17 protein-coding genes are annotated in these 17232 nt (G+C 55.0%); 6 read left to right on the forward strand and 11 right to left on the reverse strand.

Annotated elements, in window-relative coordinates:
• Window position 1: 1 nt before the first annotated feature.
• Window positions 2–331 carry a DMT family protein gene (locus V9K67_RS19690; protein ID WP_336725436.1) on the forward strand — a complete coding sequence of 110 codons (330 nt, stop codon included), beginning with the start codon at window positions 2–4 and terminating at the stop codon, window positions 329–331.
• Window positions 332–404: 73 nt separating this feature from the next.
• Here V9K67_RS19690 and V9K67_RS19695 read toward each other — a convergent pair whose 3' ends face one another.
• The gene (locus tag V9K67_RS19695) at window positions 405–1415 is read right to left on the reverse strand and encodes a hypothetical protein (RefSeq protein ID WP_336725437.1); all 1011 of its coding nucleotides are present in this window, start codon (window positions 1413–1415) and stop codon (window positions 405–407) included.
• A gap of 664 nt (window positions 1416–2079) precedes the next feature.
• Between V9K67_RS19695 and V9K67_RS19700 the strand changes: the two genes are divergently transcribed.
• Window positions 2080–2670 carry a peroxiredoxin-like family protein gene (locus tag V9K67_RS19700; protein ID WP_336725439.1) on the forward strand — a complete coding sequence of 197 codons (591 nt, stop codon included), beginning with the start codon at window positions 2080–2082 and terminating at the stop codon, window positions 2668–2670.
• A gap of 64 nt (window positions 2671–2734) precedes the next feature.
• On the opposite strand, the gene V9K67_RS19705 is transcribed toward V9K67_RS19700, so the two are convergent.
• Both V9K67_RS19705 and msrA read right to left on the reverse strand, forming a co-directional pair.
• The gene (locus V9K67_RS19705; protein WP_336725440.1) at window positions 2735–3763 is read right to left on the reverse strand and encodes a WD40/YVTN/BNR-like repeat-containing protein; all 1029 of its coding nucleotides are present in this window, start codon (window positions 3761–3763) and stop codon (window positions 2735–2737) included.
• A 106-nt stretch (window positions 3764–3869) separates the two neighbouring features.
• Entirely contained in the window at window positions 3870–4451 is a 582-nt protein-coding gene (gene msrA, locus V9K67_RS19710) for a peptide-methionine (S)-S-oxide reductase MsrA (protein ID WP_336725441.1), read from the reverse strand.
• Between the two features lie 225 nt (window positions 4452–4676).
• Between msrA and V9K67_RS19715 the strand changes: the two genes are divergently transcribed.
• Window positions 4677–6791 (forward strand): endonuclease MutS2, encoded by a 2115-nt coding sequence (locus V9K67_RS19715; RefSeq protein WP_414696783.1) that lies wholly within the window; start codon window positions 4677–4679, stop codon window positions 6789–6791.
• A gap of 103 nt (window positions 6792–6894) precedes the next feature.
• Here the strand turns inward: V9K67_RS19715 and V9K67_RS19720 are convergent, their stop codons facing one another.
• From V9K67_RS19720 to V9K67_RS19740, 5 genes are all read right to left on the reverse strand, one after another.
• Window positions 6895–7329 (reverse strand): CBS domain-containing protein, encoded by a 435-nt coding sequence (locus V9K67_RS19720; RefSeq protein WP_336725444.1) that lies wholly within the window; start codon window positions 7327–7329, stop codon window positions 6895–6897.
• A 333-nt stretch (window positions 7330–7662) separates the two neighbouring features.
• Window positions 7663–8097: a CBS domain-containing protein gene (locus V9K67_RS19725; protein ID WP_336725445.1), complete on the reverse strand. Its 435-nt coding sequence runs from the start codon at window positions 8095–8097 to the stop codon at window positions 7663–7665.
• Between the two features lie 138 nt (window positions 8098–8235).
• Entirely contained in the window at window positions 8236–8919 is a 684-nt protein-coding gene (locus V9K67_RS19730) for a hypothetical protein (protein WP_336725446.1), read from the reverse strand.
• A gap of 729 nt (window positions 8920–9648) precedes the next feature.
• Window positions 9649–10650 carry a phosphatase PAP2 family protein gene (locus tag V9K67_RS19735; protein ID WP_336725447.1) on the reverse strand — a complete coding sequence of 334 codons (1002 nt, stop codon included), beginning with the start codon at window positions 10648–10650 and terminating at the stop codon, window positions 9649–9651.
• 146 nt (window positions 10651–10796) lie between these two features.
• Complete coding sequence (locus V9K67_RS19740; RefSeq protein ID WP_336725448.1) at window positions 10797–11663, reverse strand: phosphatase PAP2 family protein; 867 nt, start codon at window positions 11661–11663, stop codon at window positions 10797–10799.
• A gap of 188 nt (window positions 11664–11851) precedes the next feature.
• Here V9K67_RS19740 and V9K67_RS19745 point away from each other — a divergent pair, with 188 nt between their 5' ends.
• Window positions 11852–12187 carry a phage holin family protein gene (locus tag V9K67_RS19745; protein ID WP_336725449.1) on the forward strand — a complete coding sequence of 112 codons (336 nt, stop codon included), beginning with the start codon at window positions 11852–11854 and terminating at the stop codon, window positions 12185–12187.
• A gap of 46 nt (window positions 12188–12233) precedes the next feature.
• On the opposite strand, the gene yiaA is transcribed toward V9K67_RS19745, so the two are convergent.
• Genes yiaA through V9K67_RS19760 form a run of 3 tightly spaced genes read right to left on the reverse strand, consistent with a single transcriptional unit; the run spans window position 12234 to window position 13581 of the window.
• Window positions 12234–12647, reverse strand: a complete 414-nt coding sequence (gene yiaA, locus V9K67_RS19750; RefSeq protein WP_336725452.1) for an inner membrane protein YiaA — start codon at window positions 12645–12647, stop codon at window positions 12234–12236.
• Window positions 12644–13342, reverse strand: a complete 699-nt coding sequence (locus V9K67_RS19755) for a TIGR02117 family protein (protein ID WP_336725454.1) — start codon at window positions 13340–13342, stop codon at window positions 12644–12646. The genes yiaA and V9K67_RS19755 overlap by 4 nt, the downstream gene beginning before the upstream one ends.
• Window positions 13342–13581 carry a hypothetical protein gene (locus V9K67_RS19760; protein WP_336725456.1) on the reverse strand — a complete coding sequence of 80 codons (240 nt, stop codon included), beginning with the start codon at window positions 13579–13581 and terminating at the stop codon, window positions 13342–13344. The genes V9K67_RS19755 and V9K67_RS19760 overlap by 1 nt, the downstream gene beginning before the upstream one ends.
• A 248-nt stretch (window positions 13582–13829) precedes the next feature.
• On the opposite strand from V9K67_RS19760, the gene fucP reads away from it, so the two are divergent.
• Window positions 13830–15089, forward strand: a complete 1260-nt coding sequence (fucP, locus tag V9K67_RS19765; RefSeq protein WP_336725458.1) for an L-fucose:H+ symporter permease — start codon at window positions 13830–13832, stop codon at window positions 15087–15089.
• A 45-nt stretch (window positions 15090–15134) separates the two neighbouring features.
• On the forward strand, window positions 15135–17072 hold the full coding sequence (locus V9K67_RS19770) for a rhamnogalacturonan lyase (protein WP_336725459.1): 1938 nt from the start codon (window positions 15135–15137) through the stop codon (window positions 17070–17072).
• Window positions 17073–17232: the final 160 nt, after the last annotated feature.

Here is a 17232-nt window from a genome sequence, read left to right on the forward strand (position 1 = left end):
TATGCGTACCATCGTTTTACTGCTGCTCTCCAACGTGTTCATGACATTTGCCTGGTATTACCATTTAAAGCACACGGGCTGGCCGTTGTGGAAGGCGGTGATCTTCAGCTGGCTGATCGCATTTTTCGAATACTGCCTGATGGTGCCCGCCAACCGGGCGGGCTTTTTGGGCGGCTTCAATCCTTTCCAGCTCAAAATCATCCAGGAAGTGATCACCCTGGTAGTTTTCAGCGTCTTCGCCGTGCTGGTGCTCAAAGAGCCTTTTCAATTGAAATACCTGGCAAGCTTTTGCTTTCTTCTAGGGGCCGTATATTTCATGTTCAAGAAATAGTTTTAGGGAAGGGAACAAAAAAGGGTCCCTGTAAAAACTACAGGAACCCTTTTTCGCATGAATCCAGACATCCTTATTTACATCCGCCAACAGTCACCACCTTTTTCTCGATCGAGAAAGACTGGTCGGCTTCAAAGCTGTTGCCCTTTACATTACCGGAGATCCTGACCGTGTAATCGCCATCAAGGGCGAGATTGGTAAAGGACTGGTTGGCAATTACAGCCCGGGTACCGCCGGTGCCGTTGTTCCCGGCAAAGTTATCCACGTCACCCAGCAGGATCTCGCTTACCTTGCGTTCGCTTCCCACGCCGTTTGCCAGTGCATATTTGCCCAGTTCATTTCCAAAAATACCGGCATTGGCCACATAGTACCAGTCGGCGTTTTGCTCCAGGGTATGCGCCAGGTCGGTACGGGTTTCCACCACTGCGCCATTATGCAGCAGCTCGATCTTCAGGCCGGACAGACGGGAGGTTTCGGCATCATTGCCCATAGAGAAGGAGTATTTTTTGGTGACTACCCCTTTTTTCTCCTGCCTTTCCTGGAACGATGCGGACGCCACGAAAATGTTGCTGAGGTTTACATCCACGCTGCTATTGCCGGACAGGTCCACCGACCAGCCGGTTTTCAGGGCATAAGGTTCGGCAGAAACCGGCGTACAGGTGGCTGAGCCATTTTTGCCAAAGCTGGTGGTTACCGGCACTAAAGCAGTGCCCGACCATAAATTGCACATGTTGTCGAGAAAGGCCTGCTGCTTCGCATGTTCCAATTGTGCCGCATTGAGGCTGCCCGTAACGGAAAGGGTAAAATAGGTAGAAAATCCTGTGGAGGCATCAGCGGGGGTAGAAAAGCTAAACGACCATTTCTCCCTTTCGGTAAGCTGGTAAAACTGCTGGATGCCTCCCACATTCACTTGTACGGATTGGGCCGTAATGGTCCCGGTGGTGGTGGAATTGTTTGCCGCACTGGCGATACTGGTTTCGGATACAGTTTCCGATTGGATGCTTTTCTTGCAACCCACTGTTGCCGTGGTGGTCATCATCAGGGCCAAAGCCGTTACGGCAAATACATTGAATCTGTGTTTCATTTTGTTACATTTTTATGTCAGTAAAAAAATTAGTATATATAACCGGTTGTATCTATGGGGTTGTTTCTTCCTTTGAGGCATGGAGAATTCTTTCGGTCACATATGGCCGTTATAAGAACAGCACGCAGCGCCCGGCACAGTCAAAACTGCACTATAGGGAAAGAAGGATATTGCCCGGGAAATGCGCGCCCAGCGCTTCGGACAGGAGGCGATCAGGTCATGCGGCTGAATGGCCGGTCAAAAAAATGGGGGAGATCCCGTAATACTGCCCGTACAGATGGAGCCGGGCAACGGGTATCAGGAGGCATAAACATTTGGGGAATGTACTCATACAGCATTCGTTTGATTACTGGTTCAATAGTTTTGGAAATAGTAAGGACGTAAGACTTTCCCTTGGGGAAAGATCTGGCTTGGATTTCGCCTGGAAAAAGAATAAAAAGCTTTTCAAGGGATTGGATAACAGGTAGATGAGGATGGTGCTTGCTCATCGTTGGCGCTGTAAAAGTATAGCGAAAACACTTACTTCCGCATTGTCGGATGCTTTGATTTTTATAAGTGTTTCCACCTATATTGGACCCGCGTCAGACCGGTGCCGGGCCCCAAGTTGCAACCAAAAGTTTTTTAAAGGCGTCCATGTGATACAAAACCTGTTTAACTTTTGCTCATGAAAAAGCTATTCGTATTCTTCCTGGCTGTTCTCTCCTTTGGCAGTGCCGTTGCACAGGACAAGCCCGAAGGTTTGTTCATTAATTCCAAGGCCCCTGACTTCCGGGTGGCGGACCAGACGGGCATCGATATTTCGCTGAAGGAGCTGCGCCGCAAAGGACCGGTGGTGGTGCTGTTTTACCGCGGCTACTGGGACCCTTATTGCATCCGCGAGCTGACGCGCTTCCAGGATTCGGTGGACCAAATCATCGGCAAGGGCGCCCGCCTGGTGGCCATTACGCCCGAAGGCAAGGACGGCATTGATTCCACGATCGCCAAAAGCAAAGCCGTTTTTTCGATCCTGCACGACGAGGAGATGAAGATCGCCAAAGCCTGGCAGGGCGCCTTCCAGGTGGACGAGCGCACCCTCAACCGCTACAAAAGCTTCGGCAACGACCTGCTGGCCATCAACAACCAAAAGCAAAAGGCCTTCCTGGCCATTCCTGCCGTCTACGTCGTCAACAAGGAAGGGTTTATCACCTATCGCTTCTTTAACGACGACCCCAAAAAACGACCGTCCGTTCGGGAGATTCTTGAAGAAATAAAGTGAACGAATAGTTTACAAGTTTACGAGTTCCCTTCGGGCGCCAGCAACTCGTAAACTCGTAAACGCCTCATCGCCCTTCCATTTTCCCCACTTTCCCATTTCCGCCGGCGAGGAATACAGCGGTGCCTTTTTTTGCTTTGCGGCATACGTGGTAGCCGTCGGAGCTAAGGGGGAAAAATGTTTTTCCGCCGTCAGCCGAGAAGTCCACACCGGAGAGGCCGCAGGTCAGCACCTTGTTTTTGGAAAGGTATTCCACGCAGGAGCGGTAGCCCCGTGGCGGGTGGAGAGGCGCCGTCCAGGTTTTGCCCCGGTTGGTGGTGAAAAAGCAGTTCAGCGTATCGGACTGCGGCCGGGTGAAATCGCCGCCGACTACCATCATTCGCTTGCCGCCCCGGTGTTTTCGGTTGTCCCAGACCGCAACAGAGTTGGCGCCGGTGGTAGAGGAACCCTGGAGAATGGGCAGTCCGTATTTTTTGTCGCGGATATAGATGCAGGAGGTCAGGCCGCCCGAAACGAGCACCGACTCGTCGCGGTCGAGGGGGCGCACGTTGGTACCGCTGGAAGCAAAGAACGCCTCGCCGCTGTCGGCCGCGGGGCGGTAGCGGTCGGGGATCTCCATCCAGGTATTGCCGTTGTCGAAGGTGCGGGCCACGAACATTTTGCCACCGACAGGGTCGCCGATGACGATGCCGCTTTCGCGGTTCCAGAATTCCAGGGCGTCGAGGAACATGCCCGGCTGGTGGCTTTCGTACACCACCTTCCAGCTCCCGCCGCCGTCGGTGGTTTTGAGCAGGTAGGCAGGTGTGTCGATGGCCATTATTATGGCCGTCTTGCTGTCAAAAGCTTCGATGTCGCGGAAGTCGCATTTTTCAAATCCTTTGACGCTTTGCCACTTCCACGTCTTGCCGCCATCCGTGGAGCGGCCCACGGTGCCGTTGCTGCCGCTGGCCCAGACGATCTTGTTCGTTACCACGCTCAGGCCGCGCAGGCTGGCAGCGGTGCCGCTGGTAAGTATTTTTACGGAGGGAAGGCTTTTCTGACAAAGGCCGCAGGTACCGGCCAGGAGGGTGCAAAGAAGGGAGAGGAGCCTGATCATGGCCGTGAAACTACAAAAGTCTGCAGGACTTCATTGCCGGGAGGGGGCAAAAAAGCGAAAGGATGCCGGGAGGCATCCTTTCGCGTTACTGGCTATGAAGAAAAAATTAATTCGTTTTCAGCTTTTTCGCAAACACTTTCTGGAACTTGTCCAGCTTGGGCCGGATCACCGCGGCGCAATAAGGGTTGGCGTTCTTGTTGTTCTCGTAATACTCCTGGTGGTAGTCCTCGGCCGTGTAGAACTTGGTAAAGGGAGCGATCTCGGTCACGATAGGAGCTTTGAAGGACTGGCTCTTATCCAGCTCTTCTTTATAGTATTCAGCTTTGTCTTTTTGTTCCTTGTCGTGGTAGAACACCACGCTGCGGTATTGTGTCCCCACATCGGCACCCTGGCGGTTGAGGGTGGTGGGGTCGTGCACCTGCCAGAACACCTCGAGCAGGTCGTCAAAGGAGATCTTTTCGGGTTCGAACAGCACCTGTACGCATTCGGCATGGCCGGTTTCGCCGGTGCATACCTGCTTGTAGGTGGGGTTGGGCACGCGGCCCCCGGAATAGCCCGAGGTGACCTTCACCACGCCTTCCAGTTGCTCGAAAATGGCTTCCGTACACCAGAAACAGCCGGTTCCGAAGGTGGCGGTATCGATTTTTTCAGAAATTTTTTCCGAAGAGTTTACCAACGATGAGCTCATAGTATTGTATTTGTTCTCTGAAGTGCAGGCTGCAAAGCAAACCACAAATATCGCTGCCAGTGCTGATTTTATCATCATGAAACGATTCTAGTGCAAAGATTATATCAGTTTGGTGAATGGAAAATACAAGGTAGGCTTTTTAACACAAGCTTTGGACGGGGTTTTGCAGTTTTTTATGAGAAAGGATCGTCCTGTACCTTTGCCAACCGGACTTTTATTTTAAACATGAGATTATATCCCGAGTCTGCTTCAACGCAGTTAGAATTTGACAAGATCAAGAATTTGTTGCATGAGAAATGCCGGTCGGAGTACGCCCGTGCCAAGGCGGACGACCTGCGCATCCATACCCGCAAAGAATTTATCGAACGTGAATTAAAGCAAACGCACGAATACAAACAACTGATCCAGAATGCCATTTATTTTCCCAACGACTATGTGCTGAACCTGGCCCGCGACCTGAAGCTGCTGGGCATTGCCGGTGCGCTGCTGAGCGGCGAACAACTGGTGAACCTGCGCAAGCTGGCCGTGAGTATCGAAAAGATCTTCCGCTGGTTCGACGCCGAAAGGCGCACCGTTTACGAATCGCTGGTACAGGTGATCCAAGACACCTATTACGAAAAAGCGATCCTCCAACTGATCGACGAGGTGATCGACGAAACCGGAAATGTTAAAGACAGCGCTTCCGAAGAGCTGCAGACCATCCGGATGAACCTGTACCGTAAGCGCAACGAACTGCGCCGGGTGTTTGACCGCCTGATCAGTAAGTTAAACAAGCAGGGCTACCTGGCCGAGATCGAGGAAAGCTTCCTCAACGGCCGCCGGGTAGTGGCGGTCTATGCCGAGCAAAAGCGCACCGTCAAAGGCATCCTGCACGGCGAAAGCGAAAGCCGCCGCACCGCTTTTATCGAGCCGGAGGAAACCATCGAATACAACAACCAGATCTTCGAGCTCGAAAATTCCGAGCGCAAGGAAGTATACCGCATCCTGAAAGAGCTGACCAAGCGCCTGTCGGTCTATGCGCCCCTGCTCACCACCTACCATGCCGTGGTGGGCGAGTACGACTTTATACGCGCCAAGGCTACCTTTGCCATTGACCTGCATGCCGAATACCCCGTGGTGACCGACAAGGCCCACGTGCACCTGGTGCGGGCCTACCATCCCCTGCTGTACCTGTACAATCAAAAAGCGGCCAAGCCCACCATCCCTACCGATATTACCCTTGACAGCGACAGCCGCATCCTGGTCATCAGCGGACCGAACGCCGGCGGTAAGACCGTGACCATGAAAACGGTAGGTTTGCTGCAGATGATGGTGCAGAGCGGCTTGCTGGTGCCGGTGCATCCCAATTCGGAGTTCGGCATCTTCAAACAGCTGATGATCCATATCGGCGACACCCAGAGCATCGAGTTCGAGCTGAGCACCTACAGCAGTCACCTGCTGAGCATGAAGCATTTCATGGAAAACGCCAGCGGCAAGACCCTTTTCTTTATCGACGAGCTGGGAAGCGGCAGTGACCCCAACCTGGGCGGCGCCTTTGCGGAGGTGATCCTCGAGGAGCTGGCCCGCAAGCACGCCTTCGGCATTGTGACCACCCACTACCTCAACCTGAAGGTGATGGCCAACAAAACGGCCGGCATCATCAACGGGGCCATGGCCTTCGATGAAAACAACCTGCTGCCGATGTACAAGCTGATCGTAGGCAAGCCGGGCAGCTCCTACACTTTTGCCATTGCCCAGCGTATCGGCCTGGACAAACGCCTCATCGACCGCGCCCGCCGCCTGGTGGACGAGGACCATTTCAGCCTGGACCGCCTGCTGAACCGTACGGAGCAGGACCTGCGGCAGGTAGAGCTCAAGCAAAAGGAGCTGAATGGGCTGCTGAAGGAGAACGACCGCCTGAAAAAGGAAATGGAAGCCCTTATCCACAAGGAAAAGCACCGCCAGCAGGTGGAGTTGCTGAAGCAGCAGAACAAGATCACGGAGGACCGCCTGGCCTACCTGAAGGACATGGAGCGCAAGCTGAAGCAGATCGTGCTCGACTGGCGCAAGGCCGATAATATGGAAAGCCGCAACGAGCTGATGAAGCAGCTGCAGGCCCTGCTGTTCAAGCAAAAGGAAAAGCAGGTGGCGGAAAAAGTGCAGAAAAAGCTCGGTTCAAAATACGAGGAAGTGGGCGGTGAGATCGTCCCCGGCGTCAAGGTGCTGATGAAAAAGAGCCACAAGGTGGGAGAGGTGCTGGAACTCCGCGGCAAAAAAGCCATTGTCCAGCTGGGCCTCATGCCCCTGACCGTCGACCTCAGTGATTTGGTGGTGGTAAGAGATAAGCCGCCGGTGGAATAAATAGTTCCTGAGTTTCTAAGTTCCTGAGTTCCTTGATTGTTTGAAAGCTTTTAAAGTTAGCTTTATCTCTAAACAACTCAGGAACTCAGGAACTCAGGAACTTCTATAAATTGGCGTGGAGGTAATCCGTCAAATGCGTGATCACTTCTTCGTGTCCGCTGATGGTTTCCGATACTACGTCGTTGATGGAGATGATGCCGATCAGCCGGCCTGCCGAGAATACGGGCAGGTAGCGGAGGTTCAGGTCGGACATTTGCTGCATGCAGAACTCCAGGGTGTCCTTGGGGCAGATCACCGGGAAGTGGGTCGACATGATCTCGGAAACGGTGACCTCGGCAGAGGACCTCCCGGTCAGTACCACTTTACGGGCATAATCGCGTTCGGTCATAATTCCCAGGAACTTCTTTCCGTCCATAACGATAATCGATCCGATATTTTCTTCAGCCATCATTTTCAGGGCGTCCCGCACCGCAGTGGTGGGAGCGACGGCCGTAATGTGTTTTCCTTCGTGGGAGAGAATGTCCGAAACCTTTTTCATAAAATATGCTTTGGTGGTGAAATAGGATTGGAAAAAGAACAAGGTTTTAGTTTATTAAAATGTGTCAAGTGATGAAAATGGCGTTTTTGACAATTTTATTACCTCAACAATGTTTTTCCACTTGCAAAATAAGGAAAACTTGCTGAAAATATTGCGCGTTTTGTTTAAAAAGCAAATATTAAAATTTAAAATAATTAAAATCGCCTGTTCGGCTTCGCTTTTCCCGGGACATAAAAGAGCTGCACCTGTTCCTTTAAGGAAAATAGCATGAAAGCCCGGCAGGTACCGGGCAACTATTCCCTAACGGAACAGGTGAACTCTGGAACTTTGGAACTATAAGTTGGCGTGCAGGTAGTCTTTCAGGTGGGTGATGGTTTCTTCGTGGGCGGTGATGGTTTCCCGTACAACGTCGTTGATGGAGATAATGCCGGTCAGGCGGTCCTCTTCAAACACCGGCAGGTAACGGATGTTGCGTTCCGAGAGCTGCTGCATGCAGTATTCGATGGTGTCCCGGGGGGCAATGGGCGGAAATTCGGTGGACATGATTTCCGAAACGGTGGTGGCTGAAGAAGACTTCCCGTTCAGGACCACCTTGCGGGCGTAGTCGCGTTCGGTCATGATTCCCAGGAAATTCCTGCCTTCCATGACGATGATCGATCCAATATTTTCTTCCGCCATGATCTTCAGGGCGTCAATCACCGTCGTGCCCGGCGTGACGGCTGTAATGTGCTTTCCTTTGCGCGACAGGATGTCGGAAACCTTTTTCATGTAATAAGCTTTGGAGGTTAATTGATTTCAGGAAATTACAAACTTTTTTAATTGAAGGGAAGGGCGGGGGCGGGAAGCTGGATTATTTTTCTGTTTTGCCGCCGGCACCCCTGCTACCGGTGCCGGCTATTCGCTTTGTCAGGCTTCGGGAACGCCGACATTTTCTTTTTCCCGTGGGTCGGGAGCAGCGCCCAGGCCGGTAAACAGGTTGGAGAACCGGCGCAGCAGGGCCGTCAGGGACCAGGCGGAAGAGGCGCCGGCTTCGTTTCCGTCATCGTAGGGATCGGTTTGGGAGGCATCTGAAGCGGCCAGGAAGGACCAGGACCGGGGGGCTTCCGCGCCGCCGTTTTCCTGCCACCACAGCCGCTGCTGTTGTGCCCGTTGCCGGCCTTTACCATTGATCAGCACGCCGCCGGGAGTGAGGATATAGACCAGGTCTTCCTTTACCAGCTTTTTCTCGATGGCCGCCGCCAGCACGCCTTCTTCGTCGGGCACCTCCAGTCGGTTCAGCACTTCCGATACCGGGAGGAAATCATGGGTAAAATCCGCCAGGTAATGCAGGACCGCTTTGTAATAAACCGGGTACAGGCTTTTCTGGTATCGTTCGATTTCCCGCCTGCCTTTATCGGTAATCACCCAGGCACCCGCCCCATCCGGCTGCGCCATTTTTTCCCGGCGCAACAGGTCCATGATCTGGATCAGGTTGTCGGTTTCTTCTTCCTCATCCAGTCCTGTCCGGATCTCGTCGGGCAGTTGGTCGAGGGTCAGGCCCCCGGCACGGGTGGACAGGAACTGGAGCAGTTTGATTTTTTTTGCACTCATGGCTGTTGTCTTTAGGGTTTACTGGGCGGATTTATGCGGTTTACTCACATGAATGGGACCCCTAAAAAAAAAGCCTTCCGGGCAGGATAAGAGGGTTGGTGCATGATGAGGCCACCAGGCGTACCCGAACAAACGCTGCCTTAGAAAGCTCTTCCATAATATTACTCTATCGTTATTAATTTTCAAAATGTATTTTCCGGGATGCGGCTTTTCCGCCCGGCAGGGGCCGGGCTGCGGAAAGACGAAAGGAAGCCCCAAAGATAACTGATATTCAATAGCCCGCTGCCTTGTATTTAAAACCGCCGCTGCGGCCGGTTTTCCGCGCAAATAAAACGAACCGGCCCGGGCTTTTCTGCCCGGGCCGGTCTTAGGATTAGGGGGTAAGGGTAATTTATTAGTGAACCTATGAGAAACTTAGTAAGCTTTAGCGACCAATTGCAGGGTTTCGTCGATAGGTAACCATTTTCCTGCAGCCCAGTCTTTAGATTTGCTTCAGAATTAAGGGTGCTCCCGCGCTTAGATAAGTGAAGCGTACGGGAAAGGCCTTAAGGGCCGCCGGGATGGCGGTTCCACCAGCAGCGGCAAGCTGCCTTCCATTCGTTTATTGGTTAAATTTCATAGGTTAAAGGTTTGAAAATGGGAGACCGGCTGTGGTAGGCCGGTCTCATCTTTTTTGCCCGCCCGGGCAGTATTAATTGCCGGTTTCACCCGGCTAATTTCTTTTCTTCTTTATTTCCTGCTGGCCAGGTCGGCATAGTTCAGCAATATTTTTTGGGGTTTTTTGTCAAATTTCCAGCTAAGGGCCAGTCCCGGACCGGCGGCCGTGGCTGCCAGTCCTACCTTCAGGTTGGAATGGTTCCGGATGCGGTGGGTTTCGGGAACCACGATGCCGGAGACGCCGCCGATGATCAGGCCGATAAGGCAATCAGAGGGAAAATGATAGAGGGCTTTTACCCGCAAATAACCGATCAGCAGGGGCGGCAGGGAGGCGGCACCATACAGGAGGTATTTTTTAGCTCCCAGTTCGGGGTGGTAATCGCTGTACACTTTTACCATAAAAAATGTGGAAGCTGCGGCGTTGGCCACGTGGCCGCTGTACAGCGAGTTCCGGGAGTTGCCTTCTTTGCGGATTTCCATGGGCTGGTCGGCATAATACGAAACGGGGCGGACCTTGTTGTGAAAAAGGGGCCCGAAGGGCGAAAAGCTGTACACGCTGAAGGTAAAGCTCGTGGTTTCGAGGTACAGGGTGACGATGCGGGTCCAGTCCTTGCGGATCTTGCGGTCGGCCAGCAGGGCGGCGGCGCTCAGCGAGGTGATGGTCAGCACGTGGTCGGATCGCACGTTGATCTTATCGCGGTCGGTGACGTTCTGGCGCAGGGCCCATTTTTCCATGTCGTTGAAAATGTTGGGGTTGAGCGAGGCCAGTTCCGCGTCGGTCAGCGGTTTTTTCTTTTTAATGAGGTTGGGGGTAGCCCACAGGTTGGCCGCCGTGGCTATGGCTGTAAAGCCCAGGGAGCGGGGATAGCTGATGCGGTATACATGGGTGGTGTCGGGTGCCCTGGCCAGTGCGGGAGGGGGCGGGGGCGGCTCCGGGATGCTGGCCGGTGGCGCCGTGAATGCGAGGGAGGAATCCTTCGGTTCCTGTGCCGTTGCCGTCAGGCCCATACTCAGTAAAAGAAAAAGAAAAAAACTGCAGGTTGAGAATTTCTGGTAAAACTTGTTCACGTTCATCCGGTTTCCATTTATGTGTGAAGAGTGCAATAGCCTGTCGCGTAATCCTGTGATCGCCTCCAGAAGGCTGGATAAAATCCATGCCAAACAAAAGGGGCGAACCGGAAGGTTCGCCCCTGAAAGTTTTTGGGAAAGCGGTAGCCGCTTTAGAAGTTATGGACCATGCCCAGTCCGAAGGCGCCATCCTGGTAGGTGGGTGCGATCACCGTATTGCCTTTTACGCCCTTCAGCAGGGAATTTTTCAGTTTGGGGTAAAGCCAGTACGACAGGCGGGTGGAGAGGATCCCCACGCCGGCACCGGCGATCACATCGTTCAGCCAGTGCTTGTTGTGGTACATCCGCATAAAGCCCGAGCCGGCGGCCACCGCATAGCCGGCAATGCCGTACAGGGGCGACACATCCTTGTATTCCTGCCGCAGGAATTCGGCGGCGATAAAAGCCTTGGTCGTATGGCCCGAAGGAAAGGACAGCTGGTTCGAGCTGTCGGGCCGCATCACCTGGGTGAGGTTTTTTACGGACATGGTGAGGGAGTTGCCGATCAGCGACGACATGCCGTACAGCAGGGTGCGGTCAATGAAGTTGTGCTTTCCCTTGATGCCGGCAAAGTTGAGCAGGTACACTGCTGCGGTGGGGGCATGCACCGAATAGTCTTCCAGGGGCGTTTTGTGGCTGGCGCCCTTGCCTACTTCGCTGCGGATGGAGCGGTTGAGCTCCTGCAGCTCTTTGTTCGACAGGGAAAAGGCCCCGTAGCCGATCATGGCCACCGGGATCACCACCGCCTTAATGGAAAGGGGTTTGGGAACCAGTGGTGTGGACAGCTGTTGCTTCAGTGAAATAGTCAGGGTTTGCAGTTTCGTCGTTTTTTCCGGGGCGGCAGGGGCGGGAAGCACCGCCCTGGTGTCTGGCCGGGTAGGCAGGGAGTCGGTAAAGGGCTGGTGGGCGGCCTGGGCCCAAACGGCCGGGGTTGAAAAGCATCCCAGGAAAAAAAGCAGGGAACAAAGCAGTTTTTGCATGCAGCGGCTTTTTAGGATTATGGTTAAGGATTAAGGAAAGGAACGGCCTGCAAATTTGGCAAATAGTCCTGCGGCAGGGTGTTAAGGCTTCACTAAAGGCTGTTAACAGGGCGATAAAAGGATTTTGAATGTTTTCCCGGTTTGGTACGCTTTCTGAATGGCTGGGGAGGAACCTAAAAATTGCCGTTATGGATTTTATTCTGGAATTGTTGTTCAATGCGGTCGTACTGCTGTTGTTGTCCCGTGTTCTTTCGTCCGTCCATGTCCGGGACTTCGGTACCGCCGTGGGCGTGGCCCTGGTGGTGGCCCTGTTGAATGCCACCATAGGCGCCCTGATCCGCTTTCCGCTGAACCTGGTAACCTTCTTCTTGTTGAGTTTCCTGGTGCGGCTGTTCGTTACCGCCCTGATGATCAAGCTGGCCGACAAACTCTTTCGAGGCTTCGAGGTCGCGTCCTTTACCACGGCCCTGCTGATGGCAGTGGTCCTGGCCATTGCCGGCACCCTGTTCGACTACCTGGTATAGCAGCCATAGGGGATGGGCCCTACCGGCAGGGGCCTGCGCCCCTGCCTTACTCTTCTTTCCGTTCCTTGATGCCCCATCCGCCGCTGTCCCGGATATTTTTCTGTACGGCGATGGCGCCGAAAAGGGCCAGCAGAAAGGCAAAGGCATAATACCCTTTTTCGCTGGGCAGCAGCGAGGCGGCATTCCACAGGCCGATCACCAGCAGCACCAGCGACAGCAGCGTGGCGAACCAGCAGATGCCGTAATAGATATCGGTTACCGGTATACCTTCCAGGCGGTCGCGGACGCTTTTCTGCAGCGAGACCACCGCGAAGAGGCCGAACATCAGCACGGTAAAATAATACCCTTTTTCGTTCAGGAGCATGTCCGATCCCCACAGGCCGATAATGAAGCCGACGGCTCCCGTCAGCATGGCTACCCAGGAAGCACCGATAAAAGCAGCAGAAGGTTTTTGATTCATGGCTTCGTGATTTTTTTGTAATGATAGAAAATTCCCGTGTCAAACGGTGTCCAGAGGGCGGCTTTCTGGCCGCAGCTTTTCAGGCCGTTGTTTGCCCAGGTGTTGCAGGTATGCAACAGGCTGTAGCTGCCCACCGCCTCGTAAAAGGCATCGTTGGCCCCGTAGACCGCGGTGGTGGCAATTTTTTGGAAATGCCCGCCGCTGTCCAAAAGGAAGCTATGGCGGATGTAGCGCACCAGCCGGCCGTACTGCTCCTGCGAAAGGGGCAGGCGCACGCAGTCGGACCCTTCCTTCATGGTTCGATAAAAGGTGGCGTGCAGGGCCGACGTGTTGAGGGCAAAGGCCGCCCGGAAGGCGGTGCGGAATTTCAGGTCGGCCCAGGTAGGCGTTTCCAGGTAAAACCCTTTGTCGCCCCAGCCCAGGGCCAGGTAAGGCAGGGTGCTGTCCTGCTGACGGGTATACTCGTAGCGGATCTCCCGGCTCCAGTCGATCTGGGGCGACTTTACGGGTACCACCAGGTCGGTATGCACCCCGTTGGTCAGCAGGTAGCAGGTGACCTCACCGCTCACCGGGGCCTCGGCATCTACGGTTATGCGTGACAGTACGAAGGCCGACAGCAGGTATGCCAGCGCCAGGGAAACGGTGACCAGCAGGGTCAGCGCGGCGACCCGGAGCGGTTTACGGATCTTTTTCATCAATAACAGATGAGGCATTTGCGTTTGCCGTATTCTTTCACCGCTTTTTCTTCGCTCACCGTCACCACCTGGTGGGTGCAGCGGTTCAATCCGCGGCAGCTTTTCTGATTATGGTAGGCTACGGAGGTAGTGCTGACGCAAACGTAGACGTTCGCAGCGGGACTTTCCAGGCCGGCCGACGGTTTCGGGGATCCAAAAAGGAAGAATAAAGGGAACAGCAGTAGCAGGAGCTTGTTCATATAGGGTACAGCAGTTTTGAAAAACGGTTTTGGTAACCATCCGGTTCCCGGGCGGGGCGGAAGGGACTCAAAGATAAGCAAAGATCCGGTATCCGTACCGGCGGGGCGGGCGCTGCATCCGGAAGGGAAGTCGTTGGTAGGCAAAAGATTGGCCCTCGTTGAACCGGAGGGCGTATATTTACCGGCACGGTTGCTTTTCGTAAACCGGCACCTGAAACCTTAAGCTGTTTAAACCCCCGGGCTTCTGTATGAACACAACAACGCAGGCAAACAACACCCGGTTTGCCATTATCCTGATCACATCGCTGTTTTTTCTCTGGGGCTTTGCCCTCAACCTCAACCCGATCCTGATCCCGCACCTTAAAAAGGCCTGCCAGCTCAGTGATACCCAGTCCGCCCTGATCGATTCCGCTTCCTATATCGCGTATTTTTTGCTGGCCATCCCTGCCGGCAAGTTTATGAACCGCTTTGGCTACAAGGGCGGCATCATCTTCGGCCTGCTGCTGTTTGCCTTCGGCGCCTTTTTGTTTTACCCGGCTGCCGCCGCCCGTTCCTATGGCTTTTTCCTGGGGGCCCTGTTCATCATCGCCAGCGGGCTGGCTTTTCTGGAAACGGCCGCCAATCCGTACATGACGGTGCTGGGCGATCCCGCCACCGGCACCCAGCGCCTCAACTTCGCCCAATCCTTTAACGGCCTGGCCGCCTTCCTGGCCCCCCTGATCGGCGGAAAGTACATTTTGTCGGGCAAGACCCTGACGCCCGAAGAAGAAAGGGCCATGTCTGCCCTGCAACTGGATGCTTATCTCAAACACGAAGCCTCCTCCGTACAGGCGCCCTATATCATCATCGGGCTGGTGGTGCTGACGGTAGCGCTCTTCCTGTGGCGGACGCCGCTGCCGGAGATCCGGGAGGACGACTCCCTGGAAGTGGAAGGCTCCATCCTCAACGAAAAAAACCTGGTGCTGGGCGTGCTGGCGCAGTTCTTTTACGTGGGGGCCCAGGTGTGCATCAGCAGCTTTTTCATCCGCTTTGCGGGCCGGGTGGCCGGGATGGACGAGAAAACGGCTGCCTATTATTTGTCCGCCGCCCTTTTGGGCTTTATGATCGGGCGCTTTGCCGGCACCTTCTTCATGCGGTTTGTAGCCCCGCCGCGGCTGCTGGCCCTGTACAGCGTCATCGTCATGCTGCTCCTCGGAGTGGCGGTGGGCACCAGCGGCATGGCCGCGGTCTACGCCCTGATTGCCGTGCAGTTCTTCCTGTCCATCATGTTCCCGACCATCTTCGCCCTCAGCGTCCGCGGGCTGGGCACCAAGACCAAGGAAGGCTCTTCGCTGGTGATCATGGCCATCGTGGGCGGGGCGGTGTTCCCCGTGATCATGGGCCGGGTGTCCGACGCCTCCAACATCCAGTGGGCTTATGTGGTGCCGGCCGTCTGCCTGCTGATGGTGCTGTATTTTGCCCTGAAGAACAGCAAGGTGGAACACCTGAAGCTGTCGGCCTCCCATTGATTTCCCCGATCAACCACCCACTTGATGCTTAAACTGAATTCTTTAATGAAAAGAAATCCTTTTTTCCGGCGGGCGGCCCTTCCGGCCCTGCTGTTGCTGGCAACCCCCGCGCTGGCGCAGCGCCAGATGGAGCACCTGGGCCGCGGCCTGGTGGCTGTGCGGCAAGAGAACGGCTCCGTATTTGTCAGCTGGCGGCTGCTCGGCACCGACCCCGCCGACATAGCCTTTAACCTGTACCGGACCTCGGGCAACCGGCGCCAGAAATTAAACCGGCGGCCCATAACCGAAACTACCGGTTTTATCGACAGCTCCGCCGGCACCCCGGCCACGGTCCATTATTCCGTGACCCCCCTGATCAACGGGGTGGAAGGGGCGGAAAGCAGGGGACTGCAACAAGCGCCTGCCGCTCCCTACCTGTCGGTTCCCCTGCAAACCCCTGCCGGTTACGCTCCCAACGATGCCTCGGTAGGCGACCTCGACGGGGACGGCGAATACGAGATCGTGCTGCACCAGGCCGGCAAGGGCCACGACAACAGCCACGCCGGCTTTACCGACCCGCCCCTGCTGCAGGCATATAAACTGGACGGCACCCTGCTGTGGACCATTAACCTCGGGAAGAACATCCGCGAAGGCGCCCATTATACCCAGTTCATGGTGTACGACCTGGACGGCGACGGCAGGGCCGAAGTGGCCTGCAAAACCGCCGACGGCACCCTCGACGGCCGGGGAAAGGTGATCGGCGATGCGAACAAAGACTGGCGCAACGACAGGGGCTATATCCTGGCCGGGCCCGAGTTCCTGACCGTCTTCGACGGCTTGACCGGCGCCGCCCTGGGCACCACCGACTTTATCCCGCCCCGCCACCCCTCCAGCTTAAATCCCTCTGAACAGGAATTAAAAGCCCTCTGGGGCGACGGCTACGGCAACCGGATGGACCGTTTCCTGGCGGCGGTGGCATATCTTGATGGAAAAACGCCCAGCCTGATCATGACCCGGGGGTATTACACCCGTTCGGTGCTGACCGCCTGGAACTGGAAGGGAGGCAAGCTGACCCGCCAATGGACCTTCGACAGCGACGACCCCGTTACGGGCGGCCGGGCCTACCGGGGCCAGGGGAACCACAACCTCAGTATTGCCGATGTGGATGGGGATGGCAGGGACGAGATCGTGTTCGGGGCGATGACCATCGATGATAACGGCAAGGCATTGTATTCCACCCGCCTGGGACATGGCGATGCCCTGCACGTTTCGGACCTTGATCCGGCTCACCCGGGACTGGAAGTATTCGATATACAGGAGCGGTTTTCCGATGCCGGCGCTAATTTCCGGGATGCGGCCACCGGCGAGGTGCTCTGGAAAAAGGCTTCCCAGAAAGCGGGAGAGGACGGGGAGGGCCCGGGCCGGGGATTGGCGTTGGATATTGATCCCCGTTATCCCGGTTACGAATGCTGGGTGGCCGGCGCCGGCATCACAGGGTTGTTTGACTGCAAGGGAAATAAGATTGCGGACAATACCCCCGCCTGCAACTTCGGCATTTACTGGGATGGCGATGTTTTGAGCGAGGTGCTGAATAGTACCCGGATCGATAAGTGGGACTTCATGAATGCCCGCACCGTCCGGATGCTGGATGCGGCGCGGTTTGGCTGCCGCAGTAATAACGGCACCAAGTCCACCCCGGTCTTATCCGCCGACCTGCTGGGCGACTGGAGGGAAGAGGTGATCTATTCCACTACCGATAATAAAGAGCTGCGGATCTTTTCGACGCCGATCCCCACGGACAAGCGGTTGTATACGCTGATGCACGATCCACAGTACCGCCTGAGCATTGCCTGGCAGAACGTGGCCTACAACCAGCCGCCGCATACCGGCTTTTACCTGGGAGAGGGGATGAGCCAACCCCCGAAGCCTAAAATCGTACTGATAAAAGGAGGAGAGGAGCGCCAGACGGGAAGGGACAAATGGCCGGGTGGCGAAAAAAAGTAAAAATTGATTTGGCGGATTGTTTTCCGTCCCTATCTTTGCGGCCCGCTAAACGAAACAGCGGGGGTTCTTTGGAAAGGGTTGAACAGAAGTGAAAAAGAAACGTCAAAACTTGAAAAAAGATTTGGCCGGTTGAGATGAAAGCTGTTACCTTTGCACCCCG

The organism is Huijunlia imazamoxiresistens, assembly GCF_037132455.1.
Taxonomy (GTDB): Bacteria; Bacteroidota; Bacteroidia; order Chitinophagales; family Chitinophagaceae; genus Flavisolibacter; species Flavisolibacter imazamoxiresistens.

What these genes read in the sequence shown, in the direction of transcription:
- msrA (WP_336725441.1), bottom strand. Translation starts at nt 4,451, where the DNA reads ATGAGCTCATCGTTGGTAAACTCTTCGGAAAAAATTTCTGAAAAAATC.
- V9K67_RS19705 (WP_336725440.1), bottom strand. Translation starts at nt 3,763, where the DNA reads ATGATCAGGCTCCTCTCCCTTCTTTGCACCCTCCTGGCCGGTACCTGC.
- V9K67_RS19740 (WP_336725448.1), bottom strand. Translation starts at nt 11,663, where the DNA reads ATGCAAAAACTGCTTTGTTCCCTGCTTTTTTTCCTGGGATGCTTTTCA.
- V9K67_RS19770 (WP_336725459.1), top strand. Translation starts at nt 15,135, where the DNA reads ATGAAAAGAAATCCTTTTTTCCGGCGGGCGGCCCTTCCGGCCCTGCTG.
- V9K67_RS19735 (WP_336725447.1), bottom strand. Translation starts at nt 10,650, where the DNA reads ATGAACGTGAACAAGTTTTACCAGAAATTCTCAACCTGCAGTTTTTTT.
- V9K67_RS19720 (WP_336725444.1), bottom strand. Translation starts at nt 7,329, where the DNA reads ATGAAAAAGGTTTCGGACATTCTCTCCCACGAAGGAAAACACATTACG.
- yiaA (WP_336725452.1), bottom strand. Translation starts at nt 12,647, where the DNA reads ATGAATCAAAAACCTTCTGCTGCTTTTATCGGTGCTTCCTGGGTAGCC.
- V9K67_RS19690 (WP_336725436.1), top strand. Translation starts at nt 2, where the DNA reads ATGCGTACCATCGTTTTACTGCTGCTCTCCAACGTGTTCATGACATTT.
- V9K67_RS19745 (WP_336725449.1), top strand. Translation starts at nt 11,852, where the DNA reads ATGGATTTTATTCTGGAATTGTTGTTCAATGCGGTCGTACTGCTGTTG.
- V9K67_RS19725 (WP_336725445.1), bottom strand. Translation starts at nt 8,097, where the DNA reads ATGAAAAAGGTTTCCGACATCCTGTCGCGCAAAGGAAAGCACATTACA.
- V9K67_RS19715 (WP_414696783.1), top strand. Translation starts at nt 4,677, where the DNA reads ATGAGATTATATCCCGAGTCTGCTTCAACGCAGTTAGAATTTGACAAG.
- V9K67_RS19700 (WP_336725439.1), top strand. Translation starts at nt 2,080, where the DNA reads ATGAAAAAGCTATTCGTATTCTTCCTGGCTGTTCTCTCCTTTGGCAGT.
- V9K67_RS19760 (WP_336725456.1), bottom strand. Translation starts at nt 13,581, where the DNA reads ATGAACAAGCTCCTGCTACTGCTGTTCCCTTTATTCTTCCTTTTTGGA.
- V9K67_RS19755 (WP_336725454.1), bottom strand. Translation starts at nt 13,342, where the DNA reads ATGAAAAAGATCCGTAAACCGCTCCGGGTCGCCGCGCTGACCCTGCTG.
- V9K67_RS19695 (WP_336725437.1), bottom strand. Translation starts at nt 1,415, where the DNA reads ATGAAACACAGATTCAATGTATTTGCCGTAACGGCTTTGGCCCTGATG.
- fucP (WP_336725458.1), top strand. Translation starts at nt 13,830, where the DNA reads ATGAACACAACAACGCAGGCAAACAACACCCGGTTTGCCATTATCCTG.
- V9K67_RS19730 (WP_336725446.1), bottom strand. Translation starts at nt 8,919, where the DNA reads ATGAGTGCAAAAAAAATCAAACTGCTCCAGTTCCTGTCCACCCGTGCC.